This is a genomic window from Enterococcus mundtii, from assembly GCF_002813755.1.
GTDB lineage: Bacteria > Bacillota > Bacilli > Lactobacillales > Enterococcaceae > Enterococcus_B > Enterococcus_B mundtii.
In genome coordinates this window covers 108,528-123,414 of the sequence record NZ_CP018061.1, presented here as the reverse complement: position 1 = coordinate 123,414, position 14,887 = coordinate 108,528, and the positions used below count along the sequence as shown (strand labels likewise).

The window sequence follows — 14,887 nt, the reverse complement described above, 5'->3', positions numbered from 1 at the left end:
TATTTAAAATATCTATCATGGAAAAATTAGTTAGTTTTGTCTCTTATCGCTGAAAATTTATTCTATTTATCTAGAAAAATGACACATAAGACCGGTGCAGGATTTGAAATGGAATCAATTATTATAACCACAAAACCCAACGAATCGGCTTCACCTGTCCATGATCGTATGCCGCTTATCATTTAGAAGCAACTCCATGAAACTAATAAACAATTAGCCCAGGAACAATCCAAAGAAAAGCAAAGTCAATTAGGGAAATATGGAATTTTATTTAGAGCATTGTAGATCAAATTCAGGTTTACAGAGTGAATATTTTTCTGATATAGATAAAAAGGATATTTATATCTTATAGTAAATAGATGAGAACATAGGCGTTCAAAGAAAGGAACTTTGAAATTTTTAATGGACAGTTATATCGGCCATTCGTCGAAGAGGTTGAAAAGAATCATTTACTCAATAAAGAATACCCAGAAAAATAGGGAAGAATCGTGTGACCATTCCTAATGGAATGTGACAACAAGAACGTTGATATATCAGCCTCAATAGGGTAGTTGAGACAGTTCCCTGTTACTTGTTAGCCCCCTGTTAGAATATGGGGCTATATGTCATCAAAAAAAGGAATTCGTTTCTGTTTGGCTTCGCCACCGAAACGGATTCCTTTTTGTATGTCTTAGTTTAATTTCTGAATTTAGTTTTTTACCAATTTTTGTTATTCAGCGGTTTTATTTTTTCTTATTACTTTCATCACATCGCTAGGGACTGAATCATCTGTTATAAACGTTATTTTGTATACATAGCTTCCTTTATAACGAACTTTAACATAATTATGATTTTCTGGAGCTTGCCCACCTTTAAATGTTAATTTTTCAATTTTCATAGTAGTTGAATTTATTACTTCAATATTCTCATAATCATCTGGTATTTGACGCTTTCCATCATCCGCATATTCTTTTCCACCATTGTATGTCACTTTTTCAGGTACAATTGCGTATCCAACTTGCATTTTTACTAGAGGATTAAATTTATTTAGCGAATCAAATCGTGATGTTACATATAAAAAGGAAGAAATAACACCAACTACCAAAAGAATCAAAATCGATAGTTTCTTAAGTGTTCTATTTTGTAATTTCATTTATAGCTCCTTCTTTTTTATACACCGAGTCCAATAGTATGATGACAACTCTCTGCTACTTTGTTATCATGTGTTACTATGATAATAGTTTTCCCACTTGCATTTAACTGGTTCAAGATTGCTAAAATTTCATCTCTATTTTTTGTATCCAGTGATCCAGTTGGTTCATCTGCGAGAATAACTTTACTTGGTTTTAAGAGGCAACGAGCAATAGCAACTCGCTGTTGTTCTCCACCTGAAATTTCAAATACTTTTAATTTTTGATAATTTTCTAATCCAACCATTCTTAGTGCATTATCTATTGACTCTTCTTTTTCTTTTTTTGTTTGTTTCACATACCTTAACGCCATCATTAAATTTTCTTTTATAGTAAAATTGTCGACTAATGCGAAATTTTGGAACAAATATGAAATGTTTTCTCTAATCATTTTATTGGCTTGCTTCGAATTTATTTTTGGTGCTGCTTTCTGAAAAATATGGTATTCACCTTGTTCCACTGGCTCAATCAAGCCAATAGTATTAAGCAAAGTTGTTTTTCCACACCCACTAGGACCGGTTATTGCAACCATATCGCCATCATTGATTTCTAAATTAAAATCTTTAAAAACGACTTTATCACCGAAACTTTTATTGAAGTTTTTGATATTAATAATACTCATCATACGTCCCCCTTCAAACCTGCACTAAGTGTTCCTTTTTCATATCGAGTAACCATTAAGAAAATAATAAAAATATCTATTGATACTAGTAACAAGTAAGCAAGAATTGACAGTAGTTGCCTATTCAAAATGACTATTTCTATCAGTCCAAAAATATAGATGGAAAAGAAATAGAAAATTTCATTGCGATACCTATCATAGAAAGTATAGCCTAAAAGTCTTGATACAATCATTTCTTTTCTCTTGGAAGCCAAAATAATCAATATAATGTAATAAGAAGCTAATACACTAACTGAAATCGTTAGACATAGGATAGTAATCCAAATCCCTACACTAGATTGTGAAATAAGCAATTCTTGTGCAAAGCCTGTGGAAAGAATATTTTCAAATTGTATAGAATTATTCTCAAGGCTGTTATTTATTATCGCCTCACTTATTGCAAGTTTATTTTCTTTAGTATTCTCAATTCTAAGTGGATTACTTAAAGGACTATTTTTCAAGAACATACTACTTGTGTTTATTGTATTGTTATTTATGCAAAAAATAATCGGATTTTTTATAAACGTCTTATTATTCCCTATCATTTCTATATTTTCAGAGAATATTTCGTTTTCATTGTTTGGATAAAAGATAAACCTAATTGGGATATCTTCAATATTTTCAAACGAGTTATCCGATAGAAGAGATGCGAGTTGAATTCTTATAAAAAATTCTGTTTTTTCAAAATCTTTTTTCAAATATTCAGGAACTAGGTAAGTCATTTCTGTTTCAGAAAATATTTTTGATGAAGGTGTTGGTAACTTGAATTGAATTCTTTTCAGATAGTTCTCATTAGCACTCATAATTAGGTAATCGTCCGAATCATCAAATTCTATATTTTTAAATTTGCTTGTATTTATTTTAGCTCCGTTAAATACGGTAGCATTTATATTACTTACTGAAACATATTGAATATCAGCTGAAGTATCTAACTCTTTATACAGATTAATTAATTTAGAATCTAATTTTCCTTTCCCTTGGAGAGACTCTTGGAATTCATCATCAACGTAGTTAAACTTTGATAGTGTAAGATAATGTTTCTGCTGTTCATACAAATCTTTTGCTTTTAAGTCCTTATGTAGAGTATTTAATTCTGTTACTAACAAAGGAATAACGGCAACAACGGCAACGAAAACGAAAAACTTCAATAGATAACTGAAATAAAGTGAAAATTTTAAATTAAAGAAATTTTTTAAAATATCCGAGAGATTATAGCGTCTAATAATGATTAACATTACTAAAGAAAATACCCAAGCTAATACAAAAACAACTAATTCAACTAACGTTAATTCCAAGAAATAAGATAGATTGCTATCTGGAATAATAAAGAATTGAATAGGCAGTGTACATATATAGAAAAGCGCAGGGATTAATAATATAATTTTATTAAGCTTTATCCAAATATCTATATCTTTAAAGCCAAGCAATTTCATCACACCGATTTCTTTTAACTTAGCAATTGGATAAAATGCACTCATCAGACAGAATATTGCCATGATAATGATTGATAACACTAACACTAACAAGTATATCGTTCCTTGGCCATATGCTTGCTCATAAGTAGCTTTTAACAGTTCATCTTTAGGTATTTTAAAAACTGTAGAAATCTGATTTAAAATATCAGCTGAATCTTTTGATTCTGATATAAGTGTATAGCTGCCATTTACACTCATTTTATTTTTAGTATAAAAATCCTGCAATGTTCCAAAAATCAACTTCTTATCAGAAAACATATTCGAAATACGGCCACTTTGATTGTTATCTTCAGTATTATAATTTGCAAGAAACTCATTATTAGAAGCAGGAATTTTTCCACTTGCTAGCTTGATACCCAATTGATCAAAATAATTAGTAGAATATATACCTGACTTATAAATATATGTTTTTCCATTTTCTGTTAAAATATCAGAACGAATAAATGTAGCGTTGTATTTTTTTGATAAAGAAGCAAACTCTGATAACTGATCATCAATTGATATATCCGAATCTTTTATGAAAAAATGAGTGGAATTACTAGTTAACTCAATATTATCATAATATTTATCTTCTTCTGATTTTTTATTTAGTGCAAATGCAACACTTATTAGAATGGTTATTATAGATAGGAATAAGATCATTGTTTTTTTCAAAGTAGTTCCCCCAAATTTTAAAGAAAAACGGAACGTAAAATACATACGCTCCGTTCCTATTATAGTTGAGAGAATATGTGTACTCTCTCAAAGCCATTCTACCAATAATTATAATAGAAATTACATCCTGAATATGCGCCAAGACGAGCCTTAGCCCACACTCCAGCCCCTTGAGCTTGATAAGATTCGTCTGAACCTTTTTTTACAGTAGCGCTGTGGCGTTTAGTACCATGGAAATAATCAGAATATGAACCTGTGATACCGACACCATAATTCCATGTACCACCATCAGGGTATTCCGTTGCTGCTGAGGCAGCGATACCACCAGTAGCCAAGACAATTAAAGATAATGTACAAACAACTATTATTTCATAAATATCCTCCTTCTGATTTTAAAATTAAACGATGGCGTTTTTTATGCCTTAGGTGGCTAAGTTCATTATAAAATTCGCCATAATTAAATAGTTGAAAAAATAATAAATATAATCAAAAGTATAATTCCAATAAGTGGTTCAATCCAAATTTTATCTGAATGTATAAATACATTCTTTTTATTTTTGAATATTCCCCCACCATACTCTTTTGGAAGGATTAGTTCCAAGAGAAAACCAAATAATAGTGGTATTAAAAATACATACTTAGGTCCTTTTATTAGTAAGTAGACAGACGAGAAACTAAGTAAGGACTGTATTATTTTTACTACTCTAATAGAACGAATCGTTTTTAATTTCAATATACTGTCACCTTTCGTTTATCCAAGGATCATAACTTTATCTTTCCTATAAAAATTATGCTCTAGTTAACACGCCAGTGTATTGATAATATGCACCAATTTGCGTACCATTTTTATACTTACCTGTCCAATTCACATAACCTTGGTATTTTTTCCGTCTTTATATTTAACCTGCCAAATTTTTGTCAAGGTTGGAAGCCAACGACTTGATCCATGTGGTTTATTTTGCATATAAACATACTCAGAAAAATTGAGGGTACCAACGCTCCTATGTATCACTAATCCTGACATATCCACCTGCATATTATTGCTAGATTCATCTATAACTTCTTCACTGCCAGAAATAGTTTCTTCACTGGCAAAAGCAACTTCATCTGGGATAATCATTGAACACGCCATTAACATAAACGTAGTTAAAATTAAGCCTTTTAGTATCACTTTTTTTCATTATTTCATCTCCTTAAATTAATTGAACATCATACTCCCTACTTCAATATATCATGCTATTTTTAAATGTTGCCAATTTTTCATAAATTATTGTTTTAACATCATAACTGTTCAATAACCTTTGATCGTTGGTTATAACATTATGCAAAAATTATCAAAACCATAAAAAATTCTCAACACGTTTTTAGACATTGAGTCCTTTTCATTATGTACTTTCTAAATTTAACGATCTTGTCTCTTCATATATCTGACGAACTAGATAAATCTCGCATCTTTGTATCTATTAAATATCGTCACTTTATTTACTACCTCTTCTTGCATTTATTTAGCAACCAAGCTAGGACAAATTTTTTCTAACTAATTTTGGTCAGGTATATAGTCAAGAAAATTTCCAATCGTCGTTAGAACTACCTCATCGCTAGATAATTCCACTAATCGTATAAACTTGAACTGTGGGATTGCTGCTACGTAATTAACAAAGTTTTTATCCGTGTATTCAAAAGACCACATATATTTTAAACGATTATTATCGTAAAGATCGATTAATTTCATGTCGTCATATTCTAGTCCTTATTTTTCAGCGGTTCGATTTGTGGAATGTTCTCAAGAATAAGTAATTTTTAATAATATTTACATTAAGCGTACTTAAATTTTTATTTGAAGTTCAGTAACAAAATCCCCATCATAAAAAAAATCCAAGAACTCGTAAACGAATGTTCTTGGATTTTTTTCAATCGTAACAGATGATTAACTGATAGTTAATCACCACCAGCAAAAATTTCTTCTTTATTATAAATCGGCGTATGATTTTTCAAATCTTCAAGGGTTCCTACCTGTCTACCTTTAGAATAAAAACCATCTAATAAACCTAAGGATTGGAATATCGTCTGCTTATATGCAATTTCGGCATTCCATTCCGTAGTATCTAGAATCTGTAAAGCTTTATGGATCGCTTCAATGCCCGATGCTCCTAGCGCACTGATCAACACTCCATGACTGTTGAGTAGCAACATATTTGGTAAGGCTACTTGTTCTTTTTTCATGTAATCAGAAACTAATTCTGCTAATTCTGGCGAGCAATTAGGTTCAAAGTCTAACACAGGAATATAGCCGATTTTTTGGGTCGCTTCCGTTAAATTAGGCATATCCAAGCCGGCGGTTGCCCAAAACATCGAGTGTGGCGAATGGGCATGTAAAACCGCTTTTATCGCTGGATTCGTATCATAAACCGCTTCGTGTAAGTTGATTTCTCGTGTAAGTTGACCTACCCCATCAATCACTTTTCTTGTATGAGGCTCAACGACTAAGATTTGTGCTGGTGAGACTTCCCCTAAATAAGCTTCTGACATCATAGTCGGTGTCATAATAATGTATTCTTTCCCTACTTCATCAGTTGTTTTAAAAGAGAAATTACCGCCTGCCACATTCGTATTCTTCCTTGTAAAGATCAATTTTACGATTCGTGCTAAATCTTCCCGCTCTCTTTCAAAAATCATCCGTCCATCTGACATATTCAAGACCACCTTTTTTATTTTTAAAGCGTTTTGTTACGTATGATTGTTTGTACAGCTGCTCTTATTTTAGATGCTTCTTCATCCTGTTTCTTTTTCCATTCATCGTATTCTTTGAAAAGTACTGGATTGCCATATTTATATACACAGACTGCTAGACCAATAGCTACGACATTAAATAGGTACTGTTGTGTCACCAAAGCTAAGAGATAGCAGCCAATTGCTAGTAAAAGAAGCAGTTGCCATTTTATTTTTTCGCTCTTTCCCATTTTTGCCGCCCCTTTACTTTTTGAAAATTTTAGCCATTCGTCGCACGTACTTGCGTAGATTGTGTACCTTGTTCTTCGTATCTTTGACTTGGCACCTTTACCTTGCTCATATATTTATACAACCAAACAAACATTGCGATAAACAGAACTGACCCGATGATACCCAAGATATTTCCTTTAAACGCTTCTGCAAACAAGATTCGAAATTCCGGTCCTTCGATCGAAGACCAGGTAATTTGTTGGCCTTTTTGTATTCCTTCAACTGCACCGGTTCGATCTGCTAAGCCCGTTAAGATTGGAGTTAAATAAGTGGCTGCATACAGATAAATTGGCATCGAAATGACCCCCATGATCAGCATACGAACCAAATTTCCGCCTGTGAGTAATAAACCACCTACTGCGATCGAATAGTTGATAATTCCCGCTAAAGGTAAAACAGCATTTCCCGGTAAAACGATTGCATAACCAATAAAGACTGGTACTAATAAGATCGCGGCGACCCAAATCTCAGTGCGACCAGCTAAGATAGGCCAATCTAACCCAATATAAATTTCCCGGTCTTTAAACCGTTTTTTCATCATTTCCGACATTGCATCGGCAAGTGGTGAAAGAGACTGCATAAACATTTTTGAGATCATTGGGAATAAAGCCATTGCTGTAGCGATTTGAATAGCTAAATTTAATGAACCCGAAACCCCATAAGCTGCGGCCAACCCTAAACCCAAGCCGATGAGAAATCCCATCACCGAGTTTTCAGAGAAGATACCGATTTTCTTTTTTAATGCTTTTGTATCGGCGCGCCGGTTAAAGAAAGAAATTTTATCCATGATCACATTGATTGGTAATAAGAGTACTGCTGAAATATTCATTAAGTGTGTTACGGTTACTAAAGGGATACCTGTCAAATCCTCAATATGGCGTTGGAACATATCCCCCATCTTAAGTTCCAATATGACCTGGATGATGGCAGTAACAAACCCAGCCAGTAAACTACCACTGACAAAGTAGACAAGATAGGCCGTTAGTGCTTTGCCCCACACATTCCACATATCGACATTGAGCGTCTTTGTCCAGTTAAAAATCAACATAATAAAATTCACACCGAGAACAACTGCGAAGAAAATAAATGCATAGGACCATGACCAGGTGATACTCGCCGCTCCAGTCCATCCTAGATCTAGCGCCGGCAAATTCAATCCCGTATTTTTTGCCAATGCTTCAGATGCTGGACTAACTGCGTTTGACATAAAACCAATGACCATCGACATCCCTGTAAAAGCAATGCCTAACGTAATCGCGGACATAAATGCTTTTTTGAATTTCATACCCGCAATCAAACCTAGGAGCAAAATGATTAGTGGTACAAAAATGGCGGAACCCAAATCTAGAATATAATTGATAACATCTTGAAATAGTTGCATTTTTTTCACTTCTTTCTTTTGATAAGATTTTTTTGTGCTAGGCAATCAATTCCTTGATCTCATCATAAATAGCATCCATACCCATGCCCGTCAGAAACGGAATTCCGGCAAAAACATGTACTCCTAACTCTTCTGCTTTTTCCAATACTTCATCATCTGGCTGTGCAACGTAAACATAAATCCCTGTCAATGGCAATTCATTTTGGATAGACTTATAATCCACTGCTTCAACGGGGAAATCGATCCCATCGTCTTCAAGCATCCCAGCGATTTTACTTGCGATCGTTTGACTTGTTGCAACACCACTCCCACATGCTACGATTAATCTTTTTTTCATCTTAAAATCCTCCCCAAAATTCATTTTATATTCTGCGTTACCAATTGATAAATTACTTGTGCCTCTCGCGCTTCAATGAATGCCTTTACAAATTTTCCATCCATAAACAATGCCATTAATGATTGTAATAAGCCGACTTGTTCTTTTGGTTCTTTGATTCCTAAAAAAAAGAGATTCCTTACCAGCATTTCTTGACTATCTCCCATTTGCTTTATCTTCACCTCAGTACTTAGACGTACAATAGCAATAAAAGGCTTTTCGACATACGCTGGTTCTGAATGAGGTAAGCCAATGTTTAAATACTGCGTAATCAGCCCAGTTGGAAAAACTTGTTCTCTTGCTATTAATCCCTTTAAATAATTCTCATTAACAAAAGCTTCTTTCTGTAGTCGTTTCGCTACTTCTCCAAATAGATCTTCCAAATTGTCTCCTTCCAAATCGAGAAAAATCAGCCTTTCATCAAACATACTCGTGTAGTCCACCTATTCTTCCTCCTCGTTCAACTTACATGATAAAAAATGTTAATGTTTGTTAAGATGTGTTTCACAATGTAAATATACAATAGTATTTATTCGTTGTCAACGCTTTCTTTTTTGTCAGTTTTTTCTAAATGTCGGCTCTTTTCTGCAAATAAAATTAACAAACTTTAACACATCCAAACATTTATCCTTGCTTTTTCTGAGTGTAAATGCTATTAATTAATGTATAAAGAAAGTTGAAAAAATTAACTTGAAAGATCGTTAATCCAACCCGAGGTGAAACTATGTTAAAGAAAGAACGGCAAGAAAAAATTTTAGCGTTAGTGAATCAGCATGACTACTTATCCATTGCAGAAATAGCTAAAACATTAGACGTTTCCGGTATGACTATTCGTAGAGATATTACAGAGTTAGCGGATCAATCTTTATTGGTAAAAATTTATGGTGGCGCGCAAAAACTAGAAAAAATCGAGCATGAGCTTTCTACCCAAGAAAAAATCGATACAAATGTTCTTCAAAAAAAATTCATCGGAAAAGTCATGAACAGTATCATTTCAGATAACGACACTATTTATATTGGTGCCGGAACAACGACGCTCCATGCTTTACCTGAACTAAAAAAAGCAAACTTATTCGTGATCACAAATAGTTTGCTCGCCTTTAATTACTTAATTTACAATACAAATTATCGTGTACTGTTGACAGGTGGGGAATTTTCCCGCACAACGGAAGAATTTTATGGAGAAACCGCAGAAAAAAGTTTTGAAAATTTAAATATCGATTTCGCTTTTGCTGCTACAAATGGGATCTTCGAAAACAATATCACCACTGCGAATCTTGTTGAAGGTTCGATCCAACAAGTTGCTTTCGAACATTCCCGCAAAAAATGCATCGTTGCAGATAGCTCTAAATTTAATCGTTCCGACGTTTACACCTTTTACTCCCTATCTGATGTCGACTATTTAATTACTGATAATAAACTTTCTGAGACTACTTATGAGCATTATCGTTCCTTTACGGAAATCCTTAAGGAGGAAAAATAATGATTTTAACGATTACAATGAACCCTTCGATGGACTACACCTATCTTGTGCCCTCACTACAATTGGATCAAGTGAATCGGGTGGATAACCCGCATATATCAATCGGGGGAAAAGGCATCAACGCTGGCAGAGTCATCGCACAGTTAGGAGAAGAAGTTTTATTAACCGGTATTTTGGGAGGAAATGTTGGCAAATCGATTCTTGATTCTTTACTAGCTGAAGAACATTATTTATTAGATTTTCTCACTATCAATGGAAATTCTCGCAATGCGATTACGATCATGCACGACGGAAACACCCATACAGAGCTGGTAGAAAAAGGACTTTACTTATCTGATGAAGATGAGAAACTTTTTTATCATCATCTCTCCATGTTATTTGAGCAGCATCCGATTACCGTCGTCTGTATTTCTGGCTCAGTAAACTCTGCGAATGGTCACTTTCACGCTCAATTGCTTCAATTTATCCGTAAAGCATTAGGTGAACAGATACCGATTCTAATGGATATATCTGGCGAACAACTAAAAAATTGTTTGGCCCAAACGAATGCTCGTCCGAATTTTGTTAAACCAAATCAGCATGAATTAGAAGAGCTGATTGGACGAAAATTATGTTCATCTCAAGAAATTTTTACTGTGCTAGAGAGCACTCTTTTCGAGGGGATCGACACCGTTATGGTTTCCCAAGGTGGCGATGGGGCAATCGTTAAGTACCAATCCACTTTTTTTAAGATTGAGATTCCTAAAATTGCTATTGTAAATACAACAGGTTGTGGCGATTCAACAGTTGGTGGAATGGCCGTAGCATTGAATAAACAGTATCCAATTGAACAAGCATTGTCCTATTCGATGGCTTGTGGCATGTCTAATGCGCTTTCGAAAACAAACGGTACGATCGACGCCGCACAAGTCGCCGAATTCATCAAAAAGATCCACCTTTTCAAGATCAAAGAATAAATCGCTACATATTCTCTGTTCCCTTGACTATTCAAAAAATTCTTTGATACAAATAAAAAAAGCCCTGGATAAGTACAACTGATTTCTCCAGTTTTTCGGCTCTATAATTTATGGAACAGAATAATCAATTCTGATTCATAAATTATAGAGCCGAAAAAAGCCAGACAATTGTCTGACTATAACAAACCTACTTATTTTTTTCGTTTAGCAATTGGAAGTCTTGATCAATGAATTGATAACAATTTTCACAATGATATTTTTTCGTTTAAATATTGAGCTGAATCAGTTCACCACAAGCATAATCGAACGATACAGCCGTTCTTCGTTCTAATACTTATAATGGACGTCCCCAAAAAGTATAGCTTAATTGTTGTTCTTTCATTTAATTCTTTCCTCCTTAAAAATATATTTATTCGTAGCTGGTATGATGACTCATTTAGCCAATGATACCTCTTAACGTGTGAATCTGACCTTAGAATACTCGTATGAACACGTTTTTTATATAATAGTTCTCTCTTTTGCTAAATAAATATCACTATCAATTTTATAACATAAAACAAAATACTGAAGGAGTGTACAAGAGACGTACATAACTAAAATCCCTCTATATTTTCTCACGAGTTTAAAGAAGCCTTCTTTCAAAATAAAAATTGTCTACCGAAACTCTTGCGGTAGACAAAATCAGTAAATTATTCTTCAACTCGCTTATATCCGTATCCCTCATACAGTTGGATAACAGATTCCACGGAATAAGTCGAATCCTTAGTATCTGTGATAGATACTAGGTCAGCAACGTTAACTTTATTTTCTTCATCAAGAAATAAGTCTGAGTAGCCAATTATAGCAGTAAATTCAGAATTCAACTTGTTCTCAGTACCACCGTAATACCTCTTTACGCTGACAATCTTTATCAGATTTCCATTGTTTGTTGCAGAATGAAAACTAAACTGTGAGTCAGTGCTATTTCTAGCAAATTGTCGATAAGATAGGCCCTCCTCTTTTATCTCAAATCGAGATCCGTAAGATTTTTCCGGGCTCCAATCTTTATATGATCTATTCACTTCTTCATCGATCATACGTTAATATCGTCTAAATTAACAATATCAGTAGCTTTTTCGGCAACTTCATCTAATCCTTTAACTTCAAAACTAGGATCAAAAGTATCATCTAAAAGATAACTTCTATCTGCCAAACGATTCTCTAAATCTTCTGATATATCAATTTTTGCTAGATCCCCTTCTTAAATTTCCCATCATCAACTAAAGTAAATTGAATATAACGTAAATCGTCCGGAAGAGTATTATCAATTGTTGCAGTGCCAAGTCCACTAACACCGTTAAAGTTAACAACTAAATATTTTTCAACCTCTCCTGTTATTAACTTCTTTGGTTCATCAAGACCTTTAATAACTATTTCTTTATCCCCACCGACTAAATTTTTAACTTTTGAAGAATCAACTTCAAGTGTTAATTTAGCACTATCTCCATTGGATAACTCTGAATTTTTATCTAAATTTATACCTAACATTTCTTCAAGTTGTTTATCATCATAATAGGCGTTGTTACTTTCAAAGGTTAACTCCTTATCATTCTCAACCAAATAATTACGAAGACGTTCATGATCAACAAAATAACTAGCAGTTCCTCTAGTATCTAACCCCTTAAAATTGACATCAACAAAGTCTATCATCTCGATATTCCCTTGCCCACAACCCGACAATAGAACCACACTAATAACACTACCTAAAAACAAAAAATTTTTTCATCACTAACTCCTCACAATTTTCGTAAAAATAACAATATTTGAAAATATTACTTATTTTATGAGATTTTACTATAATTATATCATAAGGATTTAACACTATAGGAAAGATATTAAAGCTGTTGCTGTTGCTTTTTAGGATCAATACTTGGAGGATCTAGAATATAGAAACAAAAATAAACGGTAAGGGTAAACAATAAACATTATAAACTTTTTAACTTTCAGTTTTGAGTAAACTCAATTATACTCACACAATATCTTCCTGCGATTTACACAAATTTACACCTTATTCATTCACTAATTCTTGATTGAATAACTAGATTTCAGACCATCTAAACTCTTTTCCAAATAGAAAAAGGCATTCTTATTGCTGAAAATATCGATCGAATTGATTATCTGGAATGTTTTCTTGATCCAGATATTACTTCTCTTTTAAGTGGAGGATACAAAGCAACGGGCAAAAAAATATATGAGAATTCTTTAATAGACTTGTAGAGACATAAAAAAATTTTGGTATATTTTTGATCTCTCAATAGAGTACAACAAATTTAAAGGTGACTTATTTCAACCTCTTGATATATTATTCTCGTACATTATGATTTTTTACCGAAGAATTTCTAACTGATCCTCTGGAGACGTTTGGCTCTATAAACATTGACATAGTTAAAGCTTTCTCTTTAATGTTATTAAAATTCCTACTTATTTTTTCTTTATCTTTTTCTACATTTTTTCTAATATCGTTAACGTTTAATCGTATCACCGATATTTCTTCCTTAGTCAAATGATTGACTCGAACTTTCTTTCCTTCTAATTTTATAAACTTTTTAAATCTACTAAAAAGACTCTTTTTTTTATTGTTATCATTGAGTGATACTTCAATCTTATAAGAAGCTACTCTTTTAAATTCTGGAATGCTATTAGTGAAATGTTTATTTAATATTTTACCATTTTCTATCTTCCTCATAACTTTAATGTCTTCTGGATAGTTTTTTCTATCATCTTTTAAATAACAATACATTTTATATTGATCTCTTAAATAGTTGCTGATATCAGTTCCATACCCCATTTTTTCTAACCGGAAACAAGCAACTTCTGTAAGAATACCGTTTAAAGAATCCGTTCTACCTTGTTTATCAGTCGCAAAGATCAGCTGCCCTGGAGAACTTTTTTCTGAGAGTACTCTTTTTAGTGAAGCTACTACCTCTTTCATTAAACAGTTCCCTTGTATATATTGGCTTGATGTAACATTGCGTCCATAATGCTCGCTCTTTGCTATTTTACTAAGAAAGTGTAACGGTTGATATTTTATATCAGAAGGTTTAAATCCTCTATCTGTAAACCCACTTGCAATAGCTTTAGCCATTGAATTAATTCCATCAGGAGTATTATCTATTTTATAGAAATAATTGCTTACAATATAATTTCTTCCATAATTATCGAGAATTTCATTTGCTTTTTCAAGACGTTCAGGAGGAGAAACACCCGCTTTGTCAAATATTTCCACTTGAATTTTTTCATCGTTTTTTTTTATGATGCATGACACTTCATGCGCTCCAGTTCCAGTTCTAAAACCAGTTGGCACTACTAAGAAACTATCATCATTATGATTGATAAGTTGTTCAGTATAATGAGATAAAAGAGTAGCATTTTGGGAAGCATAATAGCTTCGATCTAAAGAAGACTTTATTAAATCAATATTACGATGTTGAAGTTCTTCTGGGTAAGATTCAATAACCTGTTTTACGAGTGGAAATATTTCTTTTTGAACATCTAATTTATCTAACGTATTTCCTTTAAAATTAAAATTTTGAAGGAATAATTCACATATATCTTTACCATACCTTTTACTCTTCATGTACTCAGTTCTTTTTTTATCGATTTCTGCGATTAATTTTTTTTCTTCTTTCTTACTAATCATTATGTTTCCCCCTGGCGAATCTTCTTAAGCATGGAAGATTTTATACTAACACT

Annotated in this window: 15 protein-coding genes and 1 pseudogene; 3 read left to right on the top strand and 13 right to left on the bottom strand. The window is 33.1% G+C overall.

Annotation, left to right across the window (positions count from 1 at the left end):
• Positions 1 to 81: 81 nt before the first annotated feature.
• Positions 82 to 183, top strand: a pseudogene (locus EM4838_RS17090) (SOS response-associated peptidase); the annotation flags it as partial.
• Positions 184 to 709: 526 nt separating this feature from the next.
• Here EM4838_RS17090 and EM4838_RS00620 read toward each other — a convergent pair.
• The 10 genes from EM4838_RS00620 to EM4838_RS00565 form a co-directional block, all read right to left on the bottom strand.
• Entirely contained in the window at positions 710 to 1,132 is a 423-nt protein-coding gene (locus EM4838_RS00620) for a hypothetical protein (RefSeq protein WP_065096980.1), read from the bottom strand.
• A gap of 17 nt (positions 1,133 to 1,149) precedes the next feature.
• The gene (locus tag EM4838_RS00615; RefSeq protein ID WP_202976743.1) at positions 1,150 to 1,785 is read right to left on the bottom strand and encodes an ABC transporter ATP-binding protein; all 636 of its coding nucleotides are present in this window, start codon (positions 1,783 to 1,785) and stop codon (positions 1,150 to 1,152) included.
• 5 nt (positions 1,786 to 1,790) lie between these two features.
• Positions 1,791 to 3,959, bottom strand: coding sequence for a hypothetical protein (locus EM4838_RS00610; RefSeq protein ID WP_130029226.1), 2,169 nt, complete (start codon positions 3,957 to 3,959; stop codon positions 1,791 to 1,793).
• A 98-nt stretch (positions 3,960 to 4,057) separates the two neighbouring features.
• Complete coding sequence (locus EM4838_RS00605; protein WP_086335383.1) at positions 4,058 to 4,324, bottom strand: lactococcin 972 family bacteriocin; 267 nt, start codon at positions 4,322 to 4,324, stop codon at positions 4,058 to 4,060.
• 500 nt (positions 4,325 to 4,824) lie between these two features.
• The gene (locus EM4838_RS00595) at positions 4,825 to 5,079 is read right to left on the bottom strand and encodes a hypothetical protein (protein ID WP_130029228.1); all 255 of its coding nucleotides are present in this window, start codon (positions 5,077 to 5,079) and stop codon (positions 4,825 to 4,827) included.
• Between the two features lie 818 nt (positions 5,080 to 5,897).
• Positions 5,898 to 6,650 (bottom strand): class II aldolase/adducin family protein, encoded by a 753-nt coding sequence (locus EM4838_RS00585; protein ID WP_071866570.1) that lies wholly within the window; start codon positions 6,648 to 6,650, stop codon positions 5,898 to 5,900.
• Between the two features lie 23 nt (positions 6,651 to 6,673).
• Complete coding sequence (locus EM4838_RS00580; protein ID WP_071866569.1) at positions 6,674 to 6,919, bottom strand: hypothetical protein; 246 nt, start codon at positions 6,917 to 6,919, stop codon at positions 6,674 to 6,676.
• 29 nt (positions 6,920 to 6,948) lie between these two features.
• Positions 6,949 to 8,340: a PTS galactitol transporter subunit IIC gene (locus tag EM4838_RS00575; protein WP_071866605.1), complete on the bottom strand. Its 1,392-nt coding sequence runs from the start codon at positions 8,338 to 8,340 to the stop codon at positions 6,949 to 6,951.
• A gap of 37 nt (positions 8,341 to 8,377) precedes the next feature.
• On the bottom strand, positions 8,378 to 8,677 hold the full coding sequence (locus EM4838_RS00570) for a PTS sugar transporter subunit IIB (RefSeq protein WP_071866568.1): 300 nt from the start codon (positions 8,675 to 8,677) through the stop codon (positions 8,378 to 8,380).
• A gap of 20 nt (positions 8,678 to 8,697) precedes the next feature.
• Complete coding sequence (locus EM4838_RS00565) at positions 8,698 to 9,159, bottom strand: PTS sugar transporter subunit IIA (RefSeq protein WP_071866567.1); 462 nt, start codon at positions 9,157 to 9,159, stop codon at positions 8,698 to 8,700.
• Positions 9,160 to 9,440: 281 nt separating this feature from the next.
• Between EM4838_RS00565 and EM4838_RS00560 the strand changes: the two genes are divergently transcribed.
• Both EM4838_RS00560 and EM4838_RS00555 read left to right on the top strand, forming a co-directional pair.
• Positions 9,441 to 10,199, top strand: a complete 759-nt coding sequence (locus EM4838_RS00560) for a DeoR/GlpR family DNA-binding transcription regulator (protein WP_071866566.1) — start codon at positions 9,441 to 9,443, stop codon at positions 10,197 to 10,199.
• Positions 10,199 to 11,155, top strand: a complete 957-nt coding sequence (locus EM4838_RS00555; RefSeq protein ID WP_071866565.1) for a 1-phosphofructokinase family hexose kinase — start codon at positions 10,199 to 10,201, stop codon at positions 11,153 to 11,155. The genes EM4838_RS00560 and EM4838_RS00555 overlap by 1 nt, the downstream gene beginning before the upstream one ends.
• A 689-nt stretch (positions 11,156 to 11,844) precedes the next feature.
• On the opposite strand, the gene EM4838_RS00545 is transcribed toward EM4838_RS00555, so the two are convergent.
• The 3 genes from EM4838_RS00545 to EM4838_RS00535 all read right to left on the bottom strand — a co-directional run bounded on the left by EM4838_RS00545 (position 11,845) and on the right by EM4838_RS00535 (position 14,834).
• Positions 11,845 to 12,231 carry a hypothetical protein gene (locus EM4838_RS00545; protein WP_071866564.1) on the bottom strand — a complete coding sequence of 129 codons (387 nt, stop codon included), beginning with the start codon at positions 12,229 to 12,231 and terminating at the stop codon, positions 11,845 to 11,847.
• A 151-nt stretch (positions 12,232 to 12,382) separates the two neighbouring features.
• Positions 12,383 to 12,844: a hypothetical protein gene (locus EM4838_RS00540; RefSeq protein WP_130029356.1), complete on the bottom strand. Its 462-nt coding sequence runs from the start codon at positions 12,842 to 12,844 to the stop codon at positions 12,383 to 12,385.
• Positions 12,845 to 13,496: 652 nt separating this feature from the next.
• Positions 13,497 to 14,834 (bottom strand): hypothetical protein, encoded by a 1,338-nt coding sequence (locus tag EM4838_RS00535; RefSeq protein WP_071866562.1) that lies wholly within the window; start codon positions 14,832 to 14,834, stop codon positions 13,497 to 13,499.
• Positions 14,835 to 14,887 lie beyond the last annotated feature (53 nt).